This is a genomic window from Novosphingobium aquae, assembly GCF_037572715.1.
Classification (GTDB): domain Bacteria; phylum Pseudomonadota; class Alphaproteobacteria; order Sphingomonadales; family Sphingomonadaceae; genus Novosphingobium; species Novosphingobium aquae.
In genome coordinates this window covers 11,915-31,433 of record NZ_JBBHJY010000014.1, presented here as the reverse complement: position 1 = coordinate 31,433, position 19,519 = coordinate 11,915, and the positions used below count along the sequence as shown (strand labels likewise).

The following is a 19,519-nucleotide window of genomic DNA, read 5'->3' as shown; positions in this document are numbered from 1 at the left end:
CCAGGCATACGAGCGCGAACAGCGCTGCGGGGCCGTAGAATAGGTAAGGGATCCTATGTCTGCGAGCTACCAACTTTCTTCCTGTATCGAATGGCAATTCACCGAAGCGGGCGAGCTTGACGCGCGTTTGCGCAGCGCAAAGGCGGCGGGTTTTGACCTAGCCGAATTCCACCTCTGGCGCGACAAGCCGGTCGATGCACTCGCACAGGCGCTGACCGATACCGGCATGCGGCTGACCGGGGTCTGCGTCGATCCGCGCCGCTCGATCGTCGATCCGGCAGAGCGTGAGGAAATGGTCGCTGCCGTGCGCGAGACGATTGCCGCCACGGCCAAGCTGGGCAAGCCCGACCTGATCGTCGCTTCAGGCTTTCGCGTCGAGGGGATGAGCGAGGAGGAGCATTTCGCCAATGCCGTCACCGCCCTGCGCGCGGCGGCCGATGCGGCGGAAGAGGCCGGCGTGACGCTGTTGCTCGAACCGCTCAACACGCGGCTGTTCGCGATCATGTACCTGGTCAGCACCAAGCTTGGTCTCGATCTCGTCGAGGCGGTGAACAGCCCCAACCTGCGCCTGCTCTATGATGTGTGGCACAGCGCGGTAATGGGCGAGGACATGGCCGAGGTTCTAGCGGGCCGCATCCATCTGGTCGCCCACGTACAGGTGGCCGACATGGACGACCGTAACGAGCCCGGCACAGGCACGCTCGACTGGGCGGCGGTCATGCAGACCTTGGACGACTTGGGCTATTCCGGCGCCATCGGGCTGGAATATTTTCCCACCCTGCCGATGGACCAGTCCTTGGCCCTGACCCGGCAGAAGCTGGGCTGCTGACGACCGAAATGGGCCTGTTGCGGCCTGACGAAATGGATGTCTGACATGAATATCGAAACGATTGCGATCAGCCTCGATCTGATCAATCGCCATTACCAGGAACCCAACCGGAACCGCTATGAAAGCCGGTATTTCTGGGAAGAGCTCTACCCGCTGATCGCTGTTTCAGGGTTCTCGGCCATCGAGATTCCCTATGAGCCGGTGTGGCAGTTTGGCGGTCGCAGCGGCGTGCCCTTCAACCGGTACTGCGTGAACACCAAGTACGAAAGCGCTGCAAATTACCGCGCACTGCTTGGCGCCAGCGGGATCGACCGGGTCACCGGCATTACCTTTGACCCCAACCTGTTCATGCGCAACGCCAATCTGGACTTCTACTTCGGCGCGTCCGGCCACTTCGCGGGCGAGGCCTTGTCCCACGCCGCCGACATGGGCGCCGACTATTTCGCCATCAGCCCCTCGGCCTATTATGGGCGCATCGCGCAGTATCACCCTGACATTGACGACAAGATGGAAGCCTTCACGTCGCGGACCAGTGAGCTGCTGACGGGCCTCGCCGCCAAGGCGGGAGAGCTTGGGATCACGCTCGTGCTGCGCAATGAATACTGGAGCCTGTACGGCGGCGAACGCGTGCTGCCGCTGCTTGGCGCCCTGCCGGATACGGTGAAGCTGGACGTCGATACGGCCAGCCTGTTCGTCGCCGATATCTCGCCCACGGACTTTATCGAGGCGCAGATCGACCGGATCGGCTGCGTCCACCTGACCGATACCGATTTTGTCGACACGGCTGACGTCTGGAAGACCGCCAACCCCGAGTTTCCGAGTAACCGTGCAACGCAGGTTTTCCGCGATCCGGGGACCGGGTCAGTCGATCTGGGGGCGGTCGCGGCCTTGCTGGACAGGCTGGACTATCGCGGGCCGATCACCTGCAGCGCCCGCCAGACGCGGGATCCGTTCCGCGCGCTGCTGAGAACCCGCGCCCTGCTCAACCATTTGCCGAAATAAGACGGACGGAGTCTCCGCCATGCCAAACATTCGTTACGCCAACATGTGCCACTGGAAATCGATTCCCTACCGGCAGATCGAGAACTTTCGCGAGTTCTATCAGGAGGACCGGACCAACAGCGCCTATTATTCGGACTGGGACAATATCCTGAAATACCAGTCGGCGCTGGGCTTTGGCGGGATCGAGATCGCGCCCTGGGACCTGGCGGATATCCTGCCGCTGTTCGGCTCGCCCGAAAACTTCTCCGCCTTCGCCAGGGATCGCGGTGTGGAAGTGATCGGCATGTTCCACGGCGCGCATGCATCGCATGATCTCGGACATTTCGACGAGGCCGTCCGCGCCGGGCGCGAGGCGGTGGACACGATCGTTCAGTTCGGCGGGACCTATATGAACACCTGCCCGACGCAGAACTATTTCGGCACGGGGCCGCTGAGCCGCGAAGAGGTGCAGCAATGCGCCAGGGTAATGAACGAGATCGGCCGTTACGCGACCGATCACGGGGTCAAGATCGGCCTGCACAACGAGTTCTTCTGCGCGATCAACCTGCCAAACCACCGCGAACTGATTGAATCGACGGACCCCAGGCTGGTCCACTACTGCATCGATACCGCGCAGATCTCGATTATGGGTGAGGACCTGCTGACCTTCTATTCGGACTATCACGATCGCATCAGCACGTTCCACCTCAAGGACACCGCATCGTCAAAGACGCCCGACGCCGTGCGCTATGCGCAGGACCCCGAGATCACCGACGATGGCTCGCGCTGGTTCTGGGAGCTGGGGCAGGGAGAGCTTGACCTCAAGGGTCTCTACCGCCTGCTCAAGCAGCACGAGTTCAAGGGCTGGATGTCGATCGAGTACGACGGCTCGCCCGACCTGCTCGCCTCGATGGCGATGACGCGGTACTATCTCGATAGCGAATTGCGGCCGATCTACGACTGAGCCGGCCGCAAGGTCAGGCTTCGATGTCGGCCCAGTCGGGGTTCTTCTCGAAGGCTTTGACGACGTAGCTGCACACCGGCTTGACCTTGAAACCCTGTGCGCGGGCGTCCTCGACCAGTGCGTCGACCAGTCGTGCCGCAATGCCCTTGCCGCCCAGTTCCGGCGGGACGAGCGTGTGTTCGGCGGCGCGGACATTGCCGCGTTGCACCCAGGTCAGGCGGCCGATCTTGTCAGTGCCGGGGACATGGGCATGGTATTCGCCGGCATGATCGCTGCCGTGGCGGGTGATTGTCAGGCCTTCCATCATTCGCACTCCTTGACGTTCGAGGCCTCATCGGCAAAGCCGATATGGTCATGCAATTCATGTCCGACAATGCCGCCCGGGTCCACCCGCAGGTCTGGGCAGCGATGCAGGCGGCTGACGCTCCTGATTCGCCCTATGATAACGACGCGCTGAGCCGCCGACTGGACGGGCTGTTTGCCGACCTGTTCGGACGGCCCTGCACCGTGCTGTGGACCGCGACCGGCACGTCGGCCAACTGCCTCGCGCTCGCGCCGATGGTCCAGCCGCATGGCGGCGTGGTCTGCCACCGCGAGGCGCATATCGAGATGGACGAGGCCGGCGCTCCGGGGTTCTATCTCCATGGAGCCAAGCTGATGTTGGCGGACGGCGCGGGCGCGAAAGTCAGCCCCGAAACGATCCGCGCGGTGATCGATCCGATCCGCGACGACGTGCACCAGGTCCAGCCGCACGCGATTTCGATCACGCAGGCGAGCGAATATGGTCTCTCCTATCGACCCGCTGAAGTCGCCGCGATCGGCGCGCTGGCCAAGGAGCGCGGGCTGGGCCTGCACATGGACGGCGCGCGCTTTGCCAACGCCGTCGCCTTCCATGGCTGCACGCCGGACGAGGCCTGCGGATCGGGCGCGGTGCAGGCGCTGTCGTTCGGCTTCGTCAAGAATGGCGGCATGGGCTCAGAAGCGATCGTCTTCTTCGAACCGGGCATGTCCGACATGGTCCGCTATCGCCGCAAGCGCGCCGGGCACCTGCAATCGAAGGGCCGTTTCCTTGCCGCGCAGATCATTGCCATGGTCGAAAACGACCTCTGGCTGGCCAATGCCCGCGCCGCCAACGCCGCCGCGCAGGAACTTGGCACGGCCTGCGGGGGACGACTGATGTATCCGGTCGAGGCCAACGAACTGTTCGTGACGATGACCGCAGCTGAACGTGAAGCGCTGCGAGCACAGGGATTTTCCTTCTATGACTGGGGCGCCGATGCCGCGCGCCTTGTCACCGCCTGGTCGACCGAGCCGGCGCACGTCACCGCGCTCGCCCGCGCGATTTCCGCCCTGTGAGCGTAATCAGGATGAGTTCCGCTCCCAATGCCTCGCTCCTCAATCCGAGGATTGCCGCGCCCTTCCTGCTCGTCGCGCTGATCTGGGGATCGACCTGGTGGGTGATCACCGGGCAGATCGATGGCGTGCCGGCGAGCTGGGCCGTGGTCTGGCGCTTCGTCATTGCCGCGCCGGCCATGGCGCTGATGGCGCTGGCGACGGGCTCCAGCCTGAAGATCGGCGCGAAGGGCCAGTGGCTCGCCATACTGGTTGGCCTCACCCAGTTCTGCGGCAATTACAACTTCGTCTATGAGGCGGAGCGGCACCTGACATCGGGTATCGTCGCGGTCATGCTGTCGCTGCTGTTCGTGCCCAACACGCTGCTTGGCCGCTTGCTGCTTGGCCAGAAGACCAGCGCGCGCTTTGCCTTGGGCAGCCTGATCGCCATTGCCGGTATCGGATTGCTGTTTGCCAACGAAGCGCGCAGCGGCGGGGTTGGAGGCAATGTCTGGCTGGGCGTGGTGCTCGCATTTTTCGGTATGCTCGCGGCTGCCGTGGCCAATGTGGTGCAGGCCAATGACACCGGCCGCTCGCTGCCGATGGCGAGCCTGCTGGCCTGGTCGATGGCCTGGGGCGTGGTGTTCGATACGGTCTTCGCGCTGATCACCGCTGGCCCGCCGGTCGTGCCGCGCGATCCGGCGTTCTGGGCGGGGACGGCCTATCTGGCGATTGCCGGGTCGGTGGTCACCTTCCCGCTCTATTTCGGCCTCGTGCGAAATCTCGGCGCGGGCAAGGCGGCGTACAACGGCGTGCTGGTCGTGGTGCTGGCGATGTTCCTGTCGACCCTGCTCGAAGGCTATCGCTGGACGGGCCTTGCCGTGGCAGGCTGCGCGCTGGCGCTGGCCGGACTGGTGATTGCGCTGTCGGATCGAAAATAAGGGAGAAGCGGAAGTGGGGCCGATTCTGTTTACGCTGATCATGGCCTCGGCACCAGCAAGTCCGCCTCCGCCGGTCATCGTGCCACCGCCCGTGCGGCCGGTGAAGGTGTGCCAGTCATGGGGTCCCCGACCGCCCGAATGCATTGAGCCGCCGCTGAGCGAAACGGTGACGATCTACAACAGCTGGCGCGTCCCCCAAGGCAGTGAGCCTGCCGGTATGATTCGCCGCCCCAGCGTGATCGATACCGACAGATCGTCGCTCACGAATGTTCCTTTCCCCGCATGGCTGCGCAGCGGCGAGGCGCAGCGGCAGGCTGAAGTGACGGTCGATCTAGTCATTGGGCCGGATGGCTCAATCGTTTCCTGCCGCGGAGCGCGGGTAGAGGCCTATGAATATGCCCCGGGCAAGCGGACCGAGCTTCCCGCCGACCCGGCCCTTGGCGATCAGGCCTGCGCGCTGGTCAAGGCCAACCGCAAGTTCAGGCCGGCGATTGATGCAGAAGGCAAACGGATCGAAGCACCGATGGCGGTTGCGGTTTATTACAAGCGCCAGCGCTATGAGCTGCTCGCGCCGCCAGCCCCGCCGCCGCCGAGCCGCTTCCTGGGGCCTGCGCCTTACAGCAATCGCGATGCATGGCCGCCCTCCTATTCGCTCGATGCACCGGTCAGCATCGTGCCGCCGAAGTTCAAGAATTTCCTCTCCGACAAGAAAGAACTGCCGAAGCAGGCCGTGACGGGTGCGGTTATCGACATTGCCAATACCGGGCAGGCCGTGCGCTGCGATCTGCGCGTGCCATCGGGCGACAAGCGGCTTGATGAAGCAACCTGTGCGGCACTGCTGACGGTGCGGACCGCGCCGATGCGCTGGGGCCTGCGCGGTTTGCCCGTTCAAGTGAGCTGGCAGGGTGACAAGACCAAGGTCCGGCTCGCTTCCCCGCCGACGCTGCCGGGCCTGGTTTCACCGATCATCGTGCCGCCCGAACAACGCCCTGCGACGCCGCCGAAGTGGCCGGTGCGGGTGCGCGTGCTGCTCGATCCGCAGGGCAAGGCGGCCTCGTGCATGATCCTGGGTCAGGGTGAGGATGATGCGCCCGATGCCGCCGCATGTAAGCTGGCGCGGCAGGCGCAATATACGCCCGCAAAGGATGGCTTCGGTCGCCCGGTGGCGGGCGGGGTGGACCTGCGCGTTGATTGGGCCAAGGGCGCGCTGTCCCTTCCCGGCTACTGAGCCTCAGCCGCAAGGCAGGCCGCCAGCCCTTCACGATAAGTCGGATAGCGCAGTTTCCAGCCCAGCACGCGCTTGGCCTTGCCGTTCGCCACCCGGCGGTTCTCTGCATAAAAGCCGCGCGCCATGGGGGAGAGCTGGGCTTCGTCCATCGACAGGAGCGGCGGCGCGGGCTGTCCGAGTAGGCGGCAGGCGTGTTCGATGACCGTGTTCTGGCTGCAAGGCTCGTCGTCGGCGAGATTATAGGCCCCGCCCGGCGCGTCCAGCCCGGCGATTACGCCTCCGGTAATGTCATCGACGTGGACGCGGCTGAAAACCTGCCCCGGCAAGTCTATCCGATGAGCCTTGCCCTCGCGCACCCGGTCGAGCGCCGAGCGGGAGGGGCCGTAAATGCCGGGAAGCCGGAACACCCGTGCGCCGCGCGCCAGCCATTCGCGGTCGCAATCCGCCCGCGCGGTGCGGCGTCCGGTGCCGACTGGCGCGCTTTCATCGACCCATGCCCCGCCGGTATCGCCATAGACTCCGGTCGAGGAAAGATAGCCCAGCCACTTGCCGCTAAGGCGCTCGCCATAGGCTTCGAGCACCGGATCGAACCCTTCGCCCGATGGCGGCACGGATGACAGGACATGGCTAGAATCGGCGAGAGCCATCAGCACATTGTCCCGGTCGTCAAAGCGCAAAGTCCCATCGCGCCCGCTCGAGACGACTTCCCAGCCCTGCGGTTCAAGGCGGCGGGCGATGCAGGCAGCGGTGTAGCCGAGGCCGAAGATGAACATGCGGGGCATCTCGCACCCTTGCCTTCACCGCGCGCGCAAGTCGAGTGGCGGCAGCGCCCTCGACACGCTGCCCACCCGCGCGGTAGATATGCCAGTATGGACATAGCCAGCAGACCTTCCGAACCCGCCACCAACCCCGAGACCGCCGATGCCGCCATGCCGCCGCAGGCCCCATCGACGATTCGCCGCGAGGATTACCAGCCGCCGGCCTGGCTGGTTCCCGAAGTCGCGCTCGATTTCGCGCTCGGCATTGAAGATACGCGGGTCGAATCGCGGCTGGTGGTCACGCGCAATCCGGCGGGCAACGGATCGCAGACGCTGCGGCTGGCCGGTGATGGTCTCAACGCCGAATCGGTGACGGTCGACGGCGCGGAGAGCAAGTCGTGGCGCATGGACGGCGCGGACCTGCTGATCGACCTTGGTGGCGAGCGCCACGAAGTGGGCATCGTTACCCGCATCGATCCTGCCGCCAACAGCCAGCTCATGGGGCTCTATGCTTCCAGCGGCATGCTCTGTACCCAGTGCGAGGCCGAAGGCTTTCGCCGGATCACCTTCTTCCCCGACCGGCCCGACGTGCTGTCGATCTACCGCGTGCGGATGAGCGGCGACAAGGCGGCATTCCCGATCCTGCTGTCGAACGGCAATTGCGTGGCCAGCGGCGAAGGCGAAGACGGCAGCCACTGGGCCGAATGGCATGATCCCTGGCCCAAGCCGAGCTACCTCTTCGCACTGGTCGCCGGCGATCTCGTCGCCACCAGCGACACGTTCACCACCAGCGGCGGGCGCAAGGTCACCTGCAACATCTGGGTCCGCCCGGGTGACGAGGACCGCACGCACCACGCGCTGCGCAGCCTGATCCACTCGATGAAGTGGGATGAGCGGGCCTTCGGCCGCGAATATGATCTTGACCTCTATAATGTCGTTGCCGTGTCGGACTTCAACATGGGCGCGATGGAGAACAAGGGCCTCAACGTCTTCAACACCCGCTACGTCCTTGCCGATCCGGACACCGCGACCGACGCCGATTATGACGGCATCGAAGGCGTGATCGGCCACGAATACTTCCACAACTGGTCGGGCAACCGCGTCACCTGCCGCGACTGGTTCCAGCTCAGCCTGAAGGAAGGCTTCACCGTCCTGCGCGACCAGATGTTCAGCGCGGCGATGGGCAGCGAGCCGGTCAAGCGGATCGAGGACGTGCGCGTGCTGCGCGCCGCGCAGTTCCCCGAGGATTCAGGGCCCCTCGCCCACCCGATCCGCCCGGATTCCTATCAGGAGATCTCCAACTTCTACACCGCGACCGTCTATAACAAGGGCGCCGAGGTGATCCGCATGATGCGCACGATGGCGGGTCCAGAGAAGTTCCGCGCCGGCACCGACCTATATTTCGACCGGCACGACGGAGAGGCGGCGACCTGCGAGGACTTCGTCAAGGCGATCGAGGACGGCAGCGGGCTCGACCTGACCCAGTTCCGCTTGTGGTATTCGCAGGCCGGCACACCGAAAGTCACCGCGCGGCTGGAACACGCCGGCGATACAGCCACTTTGCACCTCTCGCAGCAGGTGCCGGAGACGCCGGCCCAGCCGAACAAGCAGCCGATGCCCATTCCCTTGCGTATTGCACTGTTCGATCCGCAGACCGGCAAGCATGACGGTGAAAAGCTGGTCGTGCTCGACAAGGCCGAGGCCAGCTTCGAATTCCCCGGCCACGCCAGCCGACCGGTGCTTTCAATCAACCGCGGCTACTCCGCACCCGTGGCAATGGACGCCGGGCAGGACGCGGTGGACCTCGTGTTCCTCGCCGCGCACGATGACGATCCCTTCGCGCGGTATGAGGCCCTGCAGAGCCTTGTCGTTCAACACCTCGTCGGGGTGCTCGAAGGCAAGACCGGGGCCGATCAGGGCCGCGAGGCCATCGGACAGGCGATTGCCGCGGTGCTCGACGATGCCTCGCTCGATGATCTGATGCGCGGCGAATTGCTCGTCCTGCCGGGTGAGGCCTATCTCGCCGAGCAGATGGCGTCGGCCGATCCGGTGGCGATCTGGCAAACCCGCGAGGCGCTCAAGGGCTGGCTCGGCAGCACGCTCCAGTCGCGGTTCAAGGCGCTGCACGACCGCGCTTCGCAGGTTCCCTTCGGCCACGATGCCAAGGCCAAGGGCGCGCGCAAGGTAAAGACGCAGGCGCTGGTCTATCTTGCTGCCGGCGCTCCGGAGGAAGCCGCCCGCCGCGCCGCCGCGCAATATGACGCGGCCGACAACATGACCGACCGGCAAGCCGCGCTGATGACGCTTTGCGCGCTCGATACGCCGCTGCGCGATGAACGGCTGGCGCACTTCCATGCGCGCTATGCCGGCAATGCGCTGGTCATCGACAAGTGGTTCTCGCTTCAGTCGGGCTCGCTCCACCCCGATGCGCTGGCCCATGCCGAGGCGCTGGCGGATCATCCCGACTTCACCCTGCACAACCCCAACCGGGTGCGCGCGCTCTACATGGCGCTCGCGGCGAACGGTCATGCCTTCCACGATGCCTCGGGCAAGGGTTACCGGATGATTGCCGACCTGATCATCGCTCTCGACCCGCTCAACGCGCAGACGGCGGCGCGCTTTGTCGCGCCGCTGGGGCGCTGGCGGCGGATCGAGCCGGGCCGCGCGGCCATGATGCGCGCCGAGCTGGAGCGGATCGCCGCCGCGCCTGCGCTGTCGCGCGATACGCTCGAGCAGGTGAGCAAGAGTCTTGGCTGAACCCGTCGAGGTCAACCGCGCAGGCGTGCTTGAGGGTATCGCCCACGGCTTCCTGGGCCGGCGCGGCGGAGTATCGACTGGGGAGGTCGCCGGACTCAACGCCGGCCTTGGCGCGGGCGACGATGACCGCGCGGTGGCGCAAAACCGGGCGCTCGCCGTTGGTGCCGTGCTGCCGGGGGCGGAACTGGTCACGGTTTACCAGATCCACTCGCCCGATTGCGTCGTGGCGCAGCAGGCGTGGCCGCTCGATCAACGCCCGCGCGCCGACGCCATTGTCACCAAGGTCCCCGGCCTGCTGCTCGGCATCGTTACCGCCGATTGCGCCCCGGTGCTCTTCGCCGACCGCGAGGCCGGTGTTATCGGCGCGGCCCATGCCGGGTGGAAGGGCGCGATCGGCGGCGTCACTGATCGCACCATCGCTGCAATGGAAGGCCTTGGCGCGCGGCGTGACAGAATCGCCGCCGCGATTGGCCCGTGCATCGCGCAGGCGTCCTATGAGGTCGATCAGGCCTTCCGCGACCACTTCCTTGAATCCGATGCGGCTTCGGGCGATTGCTTTGCCGCAGGGCAGGCAGGGCACTGGCAGTTCGACCTTGAAGGCTATGTCGCCCGGCGACTGGAATCGGCAGGAATCGGCGCGGTTGAGCGCCTGCGCCTCGATACTTATGCGGCGGCGGAGCGGTTCTATTCCTATCGGCGCGCCACTCACCGGGGCGAGGCGAGCTATGGCCGCCAGCTCTCGCTGATCGGCCTCTAGGGCAGGCCTGCGGGCGCTGCCGGGGACAGCGGTGAAAAAGGCGGTTGGCAGGCCAATTTTTCGCGTCTAGAGGGGGCCGCAAGTCGGTATCGGGGCGGTGTAACAACCGCACTCTCCCCACCGGCGGGAGGGGGCTCCGAAAGGCGCGAATTGTGGTTTCCGGCCTGTCAGCGGCGGTTCGTCGCGAAACGGGTCGCCAAGACGGGATAAGGTCAACCATGTCACAGGAAGCGGGCACCGCCACCCCTGAAGGCCATACGGCCGAGGGCGTGCGCCGGCGCGACTTCATCAATATCGCGGCAGTCAGCGCAGCTGGCGTCGGCGCAGCGGGGACTTTGCTCCCCCTGATCAGCCAGATGTCTGCTTCGGCCGACGTGCTGGCTGAAAGCTCGACCGAAGTCGATATCAGCGCGATCCAGCCCGGACAGGCGATCAAGGCGGTCTTCCGCAAGCAGCCGCTGTTCATTCGCAACCTTACCCCGGCCGAAATCGAAGCCGCGAACAAGGTCGACGTGTCTTCGCTGCGCGATCCGCAGTCGCTCAAGGATCGCACGGTCGATTCCGAGAAGAACAAGAAGGGCAAGGAAAACTGGCTCATCACCATGGGTGTCTGCACCCACCTCGGCTGCGTGCCGCAGGGCGCCTCCGAAGGCGAAGTGAAGGGTGAGTTCGGCGGGTATTTCTGCCCTTGCCACGGTTCGCACTATGATACCGCCGCCCGCATTCGCAAGGGCCCCGCGCCGAAGAACCTTGTGGTTCCGGATTATGAATTCACCACCGACACTGTCGTGAAGATCGGCTGAGGTAGACAACCATGAGCTTTCCCTGGGCCAAGGAATACAAGCCAAGTCATCCGATGATGCAGTGGCTGGACGATAGGCTGCCGATGCCGCGCCTCGTCTACAATGCGATCGGCGCCGGCTATCCGGTTCCCCGCAACCTCAACTATTTCTACAACTTCGGCGTGCTGGCCGGCTTCTGCCTGGTGCTGCAGATCATCACCGGCGTTGTTCTGGCGATGCATTACGGCGGCAATACGCTCGTCGCCTTCGATTCGACCGAGCACATCATGCGCGACGTCAATTGGGGCTGGATGATGCGTTATGCCCACGCGAACGGCGCCTCGGCGTTCTTCGTCGTGGTCTATCTCCATATCTTCCGCGGGTTCTACTACGGCTCCTACAAGGCGCCGCGCGAGATGATCTGGCTGCTGGGCGTCACCATCTTTTTGCTGATGATGGCCACTGCCTTCATGGGCTATGTGCTTCCCTGGGGCCAGATGAGCTACTGGGGCGCGCAGGTCATCACCGGCCTGTTCGGCGCCATTCCCTTGGTCGGCGAGCCGATCCAGCACTGGCTGCTCGGCGGTTTCGCGCCGGATAACGCCGCGCTGAACCGCTTCTACTCGCTCCACTTCCTGATGCCCTTCGTGATCGCCGGTGTCGTTATCCTGCACATCTGGGCTCTGCACATCCCGGGTTCGACGAACCCCACGGGTGTCGAAGTGAAGACCGAGAGTGATACCGTTCCGTTCCACCCGTACTACACGGCAAAGGATGGCTTCGGACTGGGCGTGTTCCTGCTGATCTACTGCGCGATCCTGTTCTTCGCTCCGAACATGCTGGGTCACCCGGACAACTACATCCCGGCGAACCCGATGCAGACCCCGGCACACATCGTTCCCGAATGGTACTTCTGGCCGTTCTACGCGATCCTGCGCGCCTTCACGATGGACTTCCTGTTCTTCCCGGCGAAGCTGATGGGTGTCCTGGCGATGTTCTCGGCAATCCTGGTGTGGTTCTTCCTGCCCTGGCTCGACAAGTCGCCCGTGCGCTCGGCGAACTATCGCCCGCTGTACAAGAAGTTCTTCTGGTTCGGCCTGATCCCGTCGATGCTGGTGCTGTTCTATTGCGGCGGCGCCCCGGCGGCAGAGCCCTATGTCATGCTCAGCCAGCTGGCTTCGCTGTACTACTTCGCACACTTCCTGATCATCGTGCCGATCGTTTCCTCGATCGAACGCCCGGACCCGCTGCCCTTCTCGATCACCGATTCGGTGCTCGGAAGCGACGGCGCCAAGGCCTGAGCCAGCGGTAAGGAAAGAGACAGAACCATGATCCGCATCTTCTCCATCCTCATCGGACTGTTCTTCACAGTGGTCCTTGGCTACTCGTTCGTTTCGGGCGCCATCACCACTGCCAAGGACGGCCTGCCGCACACGGTTGAAGCCCAGTTCGTCAAGCATCCCGAACCGCTCCACCTGTCGAGCGACGGCGTGTTCGGCCACTTCGACAACCAGCAGCTGCAGCGCGGCCTGAAGGTCTATCAGGAAGTCTGCGCCGCTTGCCACTCGCTGCGCCACGTGGCCTTCCGCGACCTCAAGGCGCTGGGCTACAACGACGACGAAGTGAAGGCGATCGCCAAGCCTTATCAGATCCCGGTCTATAACGCCGGTACGGGTGAGGTTAAGTCGCGCCCCGGTCTGCCGACCGACAAGTTCCCGCCGGTGGCTTACGGCGGCCAGGGCGTTCCGCCCGACCTGTCGTTGATCACCAAGGCGCGTCATGGCGGCGCTGCCTATGTGCACTCGCTCCTGATGGGCTACGCCGATCCGGCGACCTACAAGAACGAGGAAGGCAAGGCGCTGCCGAAGGAGAATTATCCAGGCAATGGCCTCCACTTCAACCCGTACTTCGCCAACCTGAACCTTTCGATGCCCGCACCGATCGCCAGCGATGGCCAGGTGACCTATTCGGACGGCACGAAGGCAACGAAGGACCAGATGTCGCAGGACGTTTCGGCGTTCCTCGTCTGGACGGCAGAACCCAAGCAGGACAAGCGCCGCCAGACCGGCTGGATCGTGCTCGGCTTCCTGCTCTTCGCCACGGTTCTTGCCTATATGGCCAAGCGCCAGATCTGGGCTGACAAGCACTGATCGATGCGCCCCTAACGGCATAAAGGATCAGGCCCTTCGCACCCCGGTGCGGAGGGCCTTTCCTTTTTGGAAGGATGATCCATGACCCCTGATGACCTGAAGCAGCTGGTCCGCACCGTTCCGGATTTTCCCGCGCCGGGCATCCTGTTTCGCGACATCACCACGCTGATCGGCCACGGCGCGGGATTCGCTGCGAGCGTCGAGCATCTTGCCGAGCGGGCTGCGGCAGCGCGGGCGGAATCGGTCGCCGGCATGGAAGCGCGCGGCTTCATTTTCGGCGCGGCCGTTGCGGCGCGGCTTGGCATCGGTTTCGTGCCCGTGCGCAAACCGGGCAAGCTGCCGGTGGCCACGCTCGGCATCGACTACGCGCTCGAATATGGCAGCGACCGGTTGGAGATTGATCCCAGCGCGATTTCATCGGGCGAGCGCGTGGTCATCGTCGATGATCTGATCGCGACCGGCGGCACGGCCCTCGCCGCGGCGGAGCTATTGCGGCAGGCCGGGGCGCAGGTTGACCATGCGCTGTTCGTGATTGACCTGCCCGATCTGGCGGGCGCGCAGCGGCTGCGGGACGCGGGCGTGACGGTCGATGCGCTGATGGAATTTGCCGGCCATTAGACTTTACCCGGCGACTTAGTACGTCCGGAATCAGGCTGCGGTTTCAGGCCGCGGCAATCCGCTGCGGCAGGCTGCTCAGCACCGCGCGCTTTTCCGTGGCGGTGAGCATTGGCCAGTCGGCAATCTCGGTCAGCGTCCGGCGACAGCCTTCGCACCACTTCGACGCCGGATCGATCCGGCAAATCGAGGTGCAGGGGCTGGGCGGGTGATGGCGCATGACCATCGTGAAAGCACGCCGCGCGCCTTGGGGCAAGTAAACCCGCCTTAGGTATTACAACATATTGAAGGTAACATCGCTCCTGCTTGACCGCGTCCGCCGCGCCCGCCATCGAAACAGGATGCGTGATGCGGATCAGCAAGGCGGCTCGTGGCTTGCCCGGGCAAGGGCACCGGGGGGCAGCCTCGGCCCATTCCGCCACCCCGCATTTGCCGCGATCTGGACCGCCAACCTGTTCTCTGCGATCGGCTCGTCGGTTCAGTCGGTCGGCGCGGCATGGCTGATGACCGACCTGACCAGCTCGCACCGCCTGATCGCCATGGTGCAATCGTCAGTCACCCTGCCGATCATGGCGCTTGGCCTGTTTGCCGGGGCGATTGCCGATAATTTCGACCGGCGACGGGTGATGCTCGCCGCGCAGATATCGATGCTGCTCGCCTCGGCTGTGCTCGCCGTAATGACCTATGAGGATATGATCGGCCCCGCCTCGCTGCTGGTGCTGACATTGGTGCTCGGCGCGGGCACGGCACTCAATTCCCCGGCGTGGCAGGCATCGGTGCGCACGCAGGTTGGCGCGGAGGACTTGCCGGCGGCGATCTCGCTCAACACCATCGCCTTCAACCTTGCCCGCTCGATCGGGCCGGCGCTGGGCGGGCTGCTGATTTCCTTCGCCGATGTCGGCGCAGCCTTCGCTCTGAACACGGTGAGTTTTCTGGCGATGATCTGGGTGCTGTGGCGCTGGCGGCCCGGATCTTCGCCGCCGGTCCGGCAAGCGATCCTGCCATCGATCGCCGCCGGGCTACGGTTCTGCTTCACCTCCTCGCCGCTGCGCAAGGTGCTGGCGCGGGGATTTGCCGTGGGCTTCGGCATCGCCGGATATCAGGCGCTGATCCCGGTGGTGGTGCGCGAACAGCTCCACGGCAGCGAGTTCGATTTCGGCGTCATGCTCTGCGCCTTCGGGCTCGGCTCGATCCTCTCGGCGCTGGCCCTGCCCAATGCGCGGCGACGGCACGGGACAGAGATTGTCGTCGGGTTGGGCACGTTTTGCTATGTCGTGCCGCTGCTGGTCCTGCCGTTCCTGACGCAGGTTGCCTATGCGCTGCCCTTCGCCTTCATCGCCGGGGCTGGTTGGGCCACATGCCTGACCACGCTCAACATGGCGATGCAGTTCCGTTCGCCCGATGCGATTCTCGGTCGCTGCCTGTCGACCTATTCGGCGGTGACGTTCGGCGGCATGGCCATCGGCGCCTGGGCATGGGGTGCGGTTGCCGACTGGCAGGGGCTGGGCGCGGCGCTGCTTGCCGCCGGGGCGTGGATGCTGCTGGTCCTTGCCGCCTTTCCCTTTATCGCGCCGCTGCCCAAGCGTGACGAAGGCCGCGTTGAGACGACCTAAAAACAAGTCGCGCCAAAATTCGCGCAACTTAACTTTTAATCAACCATGTTGAGCGAAAACCCCCCTGAGACCTAAGGGGGATTGACGAATGGACAGCTTGCGCGGGGATTTCGGTGGTCATTCAGACCGTTCCGATTCCTATGATCCGGCTGAGGACGATGTCGGGCACGAAGCGCCCCCGGCGGCCATCGGCACGGATGAGCGCCGCCTGCAGGTTCGCGCCTATAATCACTGGGCCAGCCTGCTGCATGACCGCGCCTTCCCGGTCATTGCCGATCTGGCAACCGGCAGCCTGCCCGATTTCGACCGCTACAGCGTCCTGCTCGATTTCACCAAAGGGATCGATGACCCGGCAATCCGCTTCCTCGGCACCTCGCTGGCCGAGGAATGCGAGACCAGCGCCGATTCGATCCGCACCCTTTCCGACGTGCCCAGCCGCTCGCTGCTGTCGCGCATCACCGACCATTACCTGCAGATCCACGCCAATCAGGCGCCGATCGGGTTCGAGGCGGAATTCGTCAATTCGGCTGGCCGGACGATCCTCTATCGCGGCATTCTCCTGCCGTTCTCGAGCACGGTCGACAGCGCCGAGATCGACCTGATTTATGGCGTGATCAACTGGAAGGAACTGGCCGACCAGGATTCGACCGAGGCGCTGCTGCGCGAGGTTGACCGCGCATTGCACGAAGCGCCGCGCCGCGAAGCCGCTGTCCTGACCGACTGGGCCGATGGTCCGGCGGATACCGGTGCAGACATCCTTGAACTCAACGTGCCATTCGACGACGTCGGCGCAGACTCGCTCGCCTGGCCGGCACCGGCCTTTGGCGAGGCGGACAATTCGGACGATCTTGCCCTCGCGGACTGGCTCGCCTCGGCGCGTCAACTGGCGCAGGCAGCGCAGGGTTCGGAAGACCGCACCCGCAACGCGCTCTATGCCGCCATCGGCCGCGCCTGGGACTTTGCACTCGCCGCGCAGAAGCATCCGGACGACTTCACCGAGCTGCTCGAAGATGCGGGCCTAACGCGTCAGGAGCGCGCGCCCTATACGCCGGTGGTCAAGCTGGTCTTCGGCGCCGATTACGACAAGACCCGCCTGACCGAATATGCCTCGGCCATGGCTCATGCCCAGCGCTGCGGCATCGGGCAGGGTGCGCTGGCGGAATACCTTTCCAACGCAGCCGGCGGCCTCAAGGGTGTGGTCCAGGCCGAACGCCGTGCCCGCCGCGAGGAAAGCGGCAAGCCCGGATCGCTGCGCGACACCCCGCGCGAGGCGCTGTCTCGCCGCCTGCGCGAGATCGAGCCCCGGCCGATCAAGGCGCTTGAAGGCGAGGGCGAGGAGTTCGCGCTGGTCGTCGTGCGCCGCATGGCCGATGGCCAGGTGCTGCTCGTCGGCGAAGTTGAAGACGACGTGCCGCTGCTCGAACGCGCGGTAAAAGCGCTGGCCGCTTAAGGAAATTCGCCGCGGGCTTCGGCTCCGGCACACGCTGAGCGAGTGGGGCGCCGTGTCTGGATCAGACATGGCGCCTTTCGCGTTTAGGGGCTAGCTTAAGCCCTAGTTCATCGCTTCAAGGCTTCAAACGCGCCCATGCGCAGGCTTTCCAGACTTTTCACGGCGTTCATCGCAGCAGCCTTCTGCGTGCAGAGCGCGGCGGCGCAATCGATCCTGCGCGACGCCGAGACCGAGGCCTTACTGCGCGACATGGCGCGGCCCTTGGTGGTCGCCGCCGGGCTCGATCCCGCCAATGTCGATGTCGTGCTGGTCAACGATTCTTCGATCAACGCTTTCGTCGTCGCGGGGCAGGCGGTCTATATCCATTCGGGGCTGATCAATTCGGCTGACAGCGCCAACCAGGTGCAAGGCGTGATCGCCCACGAACTGGGCCACATCACCGGCGGTCACGCGATCAGCGGCGAGAGCGCAGCGAAGGAAGCCAACGGCATATCGATCCTCTCGCTCCTGCTCGGCGTGGCAGCGGCGGCAGCCGGCGGCGGCGAGGCGGCGATGGGCGTGATCATGGCAGGCCAGCAGGCCGCGATGGGCAAGTACCTCGCCTTCAGCCGCGCGCAGGAAAGCTCGGCTGACGCGGCGGGCGCGCAATATCTTTCGAAGGCGGGGATCACCGGGAAGGGCTCGGTCGAATTCTTCAAGAAGCTGGCCAATCAGGCCTATCGCGCCGGCTACAGCCAGAAAGAGCTCGGTGACTTCCTGAGCACCCACCCGCTCGAAAGCGATCGTATCGCCACCCTGTCCGACAGCTATTCGAAGGACCCGGCGTGGACCAAGCCTTCCGACCCTGAGCTAGAGGCGCGCTTCCAGCGGATCAGGGCCAAGCTCTATGGCTATCTCGCCAAGCCGCAACAGACGCTGCAAAACTATCCCGTGACCGATAATGGCGTGCCGGCGCGCTATGCACGGGCCTATGCCTGGCACAAGGAAGCCTACATCGACAAGGCCATGGCAGAGACTGATGCCTTGCTGAAACAGGCCCCGAACGACCCCTATTTCCTTGAGCTCAAGGGCCAGATCCTGCTCGAATCGGGCAAGCCCAGTGAAGCGCTGGCCGACCTGCGCCGCGCGACCGACCTGACGCAGAACCAGCCGCTGATCGCCACGACTTTCGGCCATGCCCTGGTGGCCACCGAGGACCCGAAGAACCTTGCCGAGGCGCAGCGCGTGCTGAAAGCCGCCGTCGCCCGCGACCGGGAGAATCCCTATGCCTGGTACCAGCTCGGCGTGGTCTATGCCGCCAATGGCGACCTGCCGCGCGCCCAGCTGGCCAGCGCAGAGCAGCAGGTGATGACGTTGCGCTTTCCAGAAGCGCTACGCAATGCCGAGGCTGCAGAATCGAGCCTGCCGCGGGGATCGGCTGATTGGCTTCGTGCGCAGGATATTGCCATGCAAGCGCGCGCCGCGATTGAACGCAAGGGCAAGCGCCGCTAGGCGGGCCGCATGTCCGAAAGCCAGAACCCGCGCCGAACGCTTCTCATCGCCATCGCCTGCGTCGCCGCCGGGCTTGGCCTTGGCTGGGGCTCGCAGCAATGGCGCGCCGCCTCCGACCCGGCATCGTCGCTGTCAGGCGGCGAACGCGCGGCGATCGAACAGGTGGTCCACGATTACCTGATCGAACACCCCGAAGTCCTGCCCAAGGCGATGGAAGCCCTGCAACGCAAGGAAAACGCCAGTGCGCTTTCCGGCATCAGGGGCGACGTGACGAAGGAATGGCCGGGGCAGGTGCTCGGCAACCCGGCGGGCAAGATCACGCTCGTCGAATTCACCGATTTCGCCTGTACCTATTGCCGCCAGAGCGAGGCCGATGTCGATGCGCTGGTGCGTGCGAATCCCGAACTGAAGGTGGTGATCCGCCAGTTGCCGATCCTCTCGCCTGAAAGCGCCGATGCCGCCAAGTGGGGCATGGCTGCCGCCGAACAGGGCAAGTATTCCGCGTTCCACCACGCGATGTACGCCGCGGGCAAGCCCGACGCGCGCACGATCGAGGCGGCGGCCCGTGCCGCCGGGCTCGACATGGCGCGCGCGCAGAAAGTGATTGCCGATCCCCGCGTCGAGGCGGAACTTGGCCGTAATATCGAACTCGCCCGCCAGCTTGGCTTCAATGGCACGCCCAGCTGGGTGATCGGCGATGCGCTGCTCTCGGGCGCGGTCGGCAAGGAACGGCTGCAAGCGGCGATCAAGGATTCGCAGAGCTGAGACAGGCCCCGCGCGTCCGGGCGCTGATCGCCGCACTAACGCTCTTCGCGGGCGCGGCGCCGGCGCTTGCTGGTGCCCCTGCTTCTGGCCTTGCCGCCAAAAGCTC

19 protein-coding genes are annotated in these 19,519 nt (G+C 64.9%); 16 read left to right on the top strand and 3 right to left on the bottom strand.

The window, feature by feature from the left end; all coding sequences use genetic code 11:
* Positions 1-55 precede the first annotated feature (55 nt).
* The 3 genes from WG900_RS19625 to WG900_RS19615 are packed head-to-tail and all read left to right on the top strand — an operon-like array spanning position 56 to position 2,774.
* Positions 56-829 carry a TIM barrel protein gene (locus WG900_RS19625; protein ID WP_339969996.1) on the top strand — a complete coding sequence of 258 codons (774 nt, stop codon included), beginning with the start codon at positions 56-58 and terminating at the stop codon, positions 827-829.
* Between the two features lie 45 nt (positions 830-874).
* Positions 875-1,831: a sugar phosphate isomerase/epimerase family protein gene (locus WG900_RS19620; RefSeq protein ID WP_339969994.1), complete on the top strand. Its 957-nt coding sequence runs from the start codon at positions 875-877 to the stop codon at positions 1,829-1,831.
* Positions 1,832-1,850: 19 nt separating this feature from the next.
* Entirely contained in the window at positions 1,851-2,774 is a 924-nt protein-coding gene (locus WG900_RS19615) for a sugar phosphate isomerase/epimerase family protein (protein ID WP_339969992.1), read from the top strand.
* 13 nt (positions 2,775-2,787) lie between these two features.
* Here the strand turns inward: WG900_RS19615 and WG900_RS19610 are convergent, their stop codons facing one another.
* Entirely contained in the window at positions 2,788-3,078 is a 291-nt protein-coding gene (locus tag WG900_RS19610) for a GNAT family N-acetyltransferase (RefSeq protein ID WP_339969990.1), read from the bottom strand.
* Between the two features lie 50 nt (positions 3,079-3,128).
* On the opposite strand from WG900_RS19610, the gene WG900_RS19605 reads away from it, so the two are divergent.
* From WG900_RS19605 to WG900_RS19595, 3 genes are read left to right on the top strand one after another with little or no spacing between them, the layout of a single operon-like run.
* A complete protein-coding gene (locus WG900_RS19605; RefSeq protein WP_339969988.1) occupies positions 3,129-4,130 on the top strand; it encodes a threonine aldolase family protein in 1,002 nt (333 codons plus the stop codon).
* 11 nt (positions 4,131-4,141) lie between these two features.
* Positions 4,142-5,047, top strand: coding sequence for a DMT family transporter (locus tag WG900_RS19600; protein ID WP_339969986.1), 906 nt, complete (start codon positions 4,142-4,144; stop codon positions 5,045-5,047).
* Positions 5,048-5,060: 13 nt separating this feature from the next.
* Positions 5,061-6,275: an energy transducer TonB gene (locus WG900_RS19595; RefSeq protein WP_339969985.1), complete on the top strand. Its 1,215-nt coding sequence runs from the start codon at positions 5,061-5,063 to the stop codon at positions 6,273-6,275.
* On the opposite strand, the gene WG900_RS19590 is transcribed toward WG900_RS19595, so the two are convergent.
* Positions 6,269-7,057 (bottom strand): Rossmann-fold NAD(P)-binding domain-containing protein, encoded by a 789-nt coding sequence (locus WG900_RS19590; RefSeq protein ID WP_339969983.1) that lies wholly within the window; start codon positions 7,055-7,057, stop codon positions 6,269-6,271. The two genes, WG900_RS19595 and WG900_RS19590, sit on opposite strands and share 7 nt — an antisense overlap.
* Positions 7,058-7,144: 87 nt before the next feature.
* Here WG900_RS19590 and pepN point away from each other — a divergent pair, with 87 nt between their 5' ends.
* The 6 genes from pepN (at position 7,145) to WG900_RS19560 (ending at position 14,097) form a co-directional block, all read left to right on the top strand.
* Entirely contained in the window at positions 7,145-9,790 is a 2,646-nt protein-coding gene (gene pepN / locus WG900_RS19585; protein ID WP_339969981.1) for an aminopeptidase N, read from the top strand.
* Positions 9,783-10,547: a peptidoglycan editing factor PgeF gene (pgeF, locus tag WG900_RS19580; protein WP_339969979.1), complete on the top strand. Its 765-nt coding sequence runs from the start codon at positions 9,783-9,785 to the stop codon at positions 10,545-10,547. Before pepN ends, pgeF begins: the two co-directional genes overlap by 8 nt.
* 218 nt (positions 10,548-10,765) lie before the next feature.
* Complete coding sequence (petA, locus tag WG900_RS19575; RefSeq protein ID WP_339969977.1) at positions 10,766-11,350, top strand: ubiquinol-cytochrome c reductase iron-sulfur subunit; 585 nt, start codon at positions 10,766-10,768, stop codon at positions 11,348-11,350.
* 11 nt (positions 11,351-11,361) lie between these two features.
* On the top strand, positions 11,362-12,630 hold the full coding sequence (locus tag WG900_RS19570; protein WP_339969975.1) for a cytochrome b: 1,269 nt from the start codon (positions 11,362-11,364) through the stop codon (positions 12,628-12,630).
* Between the two features lie 27 nt (positions 12,631-12,657).
* The gene (locus WG900_RS19565; RefSeq protein ID WP_339969973.1) at positions 12,658-13,479 is read left to right on the top strand and encodes a cytochrome c1; all 822 of its coding nucleotides are present in this window, start codon (positions 12,658-12,660) and stop codon (positions 13,477-13,479) included.
* A gap of 81 nt (positions 13,480-13,560) precedes the next feature.
* Positions 13,561-14,097 carry an adenine phosphoribosyltransferase gene (locus tag WG900_RS19560; protein ID WP_339969971.1) on the top strand — a complete coding sequence of 179 codons (537 nt, stop codon included), beginning with the start codon at positions 13,561-13,563 and terminating at the stop codon, positions 14,095-14,097.
* A gap of 43 nt (positions 14,098-14,140) precedes the next feature.
* Here WG900_RS19560 and WG900_RS19555 read toward each other — a convergent pair whose 3' ends face one another.
* Positions 14,141-14,314, bottom strand: coding sequence for a DUF1289 domain-containing protein (locus WG900_RS19555; protein ID WP_339969969.1), 174 nt, complete (start codon positions 14,312-14,314; stop codon positions 14,141-14,143).
* 121 nt (positions 14,315-14,435) lie between these two features.
* Here WG900_RS19555 and WG900_RS19550 point away from each other — a divergent pair, with 121 nt between their 5' ends.
* The 4 genes from WG900_RS19550 (at position 14,436) to WG900_RS19535 (ending at position 19,413) form a co-directional block, all read left to right on the top strand.
* On the top strand, positions 14,436-15,707 hold the full coding sequence (locus WG900_RS19550) for an MFS transporter (RefSeq protein WP_339969967.1): 1,272 nt from the start codon (positions 14,436-14,438) through the stop codon (positions 15,705-15,707).
* Positions 15,708-15,795: 88 nt separating this feature from the next.
* Positions 15,796-17,157 carry a PAS domain-containing protein gene (locus WG900_RS19545; protein ID WP_339969966.1) on the top strand — a complete coding sequence of 454 codons (1,362 nt, stop codon included), beginning with the start codon at positions 15,796-15,798 and terminating at the stop codon, positions 17,155-17,157.
* A 135-nt stretch (positions 17,158-17,292) separates the two neighbouring features.
* Positions 17,293-18,648 carry a M48 family metalloprotease gene (locus tag WG900_RS19540; RefSeq protein ID WP_339969964.1) on the top strand — a complete coding sequence of 452 codons (1,356 nt, stop codon included), beginning with the start codon at positions 17,293-17,295 and terminating at the stop codon, positions 18,646-18,648.
* A 9-nt stretch (positions 18,649-18,657) separates the two neighbouring features.
* Positions 18,658-19,413, top strand: a complete 756-nt coding sequence (locus tag WG900_RS19535) for a DsbA family protein (RefSeq protein WP_339969962.1) — start codon at positions 18,658-18,660, stop codon at positions 19,411-19,413.
* The last annotated feature ends 106 nt before the right edge of the window (positions 19,414-19,519 follow it).

Coding starts and splice junctions, on each gene's coding strand:
- WG900_RS19625 (WP_339969996.1), top strand. CDS start 56: ATGTCTGCGAGCTACCAACTTTCTTCCTGTATCGAATGGCAATTCACC.
- WG900_RS19620 (WP_339969994.1), top strand. CDS start 875: ATGAATATCGAAACGATTGCGATCAGCCTCGATCTGATCAATCGCCAT.
- WG900_RS19615 (WP_339969992.1), top strand. CDS start 1,851: ATGCCAAACATTCGTTACGCCAACATGTGCCACTGGAAATCGATTCCC.
- WG900_RS19610 (WP_339969990.1), bottom strand. CDS start 3,078: ATGGAAGGCCTGACAATCACCCGCCACGGCAGCGATCATGCCGGCGAA.
- WG900_RS19605 (WP_339969988.1), top strand. CDS start 3,129: ATGCAATTCATGTCCGACAATGCCGCCCGGGTCCACCCGCAGGTCTGG.
- WG900_RS19600 (WP_339969986.1), top strand. CDS start 4,142: ATGAGTTCCGCTCCCAATGCCTCGCTCCTCAATCCGAGGATTGCCGCG.
- WG900_RS19590 (WP_339969983.1), bottom strand. CDS start 7,057: ATGCCCCGCATGTTCATCTTCGGCCTCGGCTACACCGCTGCCTGCATC.
- pepN (WP_339969981.1), top strand. CDS start 7,145: ATGGACATAGCCAGCAGACCTTCCGAACCCGCCACCAACCCCGAGACC.
- petA (WP_339969977.1), top strand. CDS start 10,766: ATGTCACAGGAAGCGGGCACCGCCACCCCTGAAGGCCATACGGCCGAG.
- WG900_RS19570 (WP_339969975.1), top strand. CDS start 11,362: ATGAGCTTTCCCTGGGCCAAGGAATACAAGCCAAGTCATCCGATGATG.
- WG900_RS19565 (WP_339969973.1), top strand. CDS start 12,658: ATGATCCGCATCTTCTCCATCCTCATCGGACTGTTCTTCACAGTGGTC.
- WG900_RS19560 (WP_339969971.1), top strand. CDS start 13,561: ATGACCCCTGATGACCTGAAGCAGCTGGTCCGCACCGTTCCGGATTTT.
- WG900_RS19555 (WP_339969969.1), bottom strand. CDS start 14,314: ATGCGCCATCACCCGCCCAGCCCCTGCACCTCGATTTGCCGGATCGAT.
- WG900_RS19550 (WP_339969967.1), top strand. CDS start 14,436: ATGCGTGATGCGGATCAGCAAGGCGGCTCGTGGCTTGCCCGGGCAAGG.
- WG900_RS19545 (WP_339969966.1), top strand. CDS start 15,796: ATGGACAGCTTGCGCGGGGATTTCGGTGGTCATTCAGACCGTTCCGAT.
- WG900_RS19540 (WP_339969964.1), top strand. CDS start 17,293: ATGCGCAGGCTTTCCAGACTTTTCACGGCGTTCATCGCAGCAGCCTTC.
- WG900_RS19535 (WP_339969962.1), top strand. CDS start 18,658: ATGTCCGAAAGCCAGAACCCGCGCCGAACGCTTCTCATCGCCATCGCC.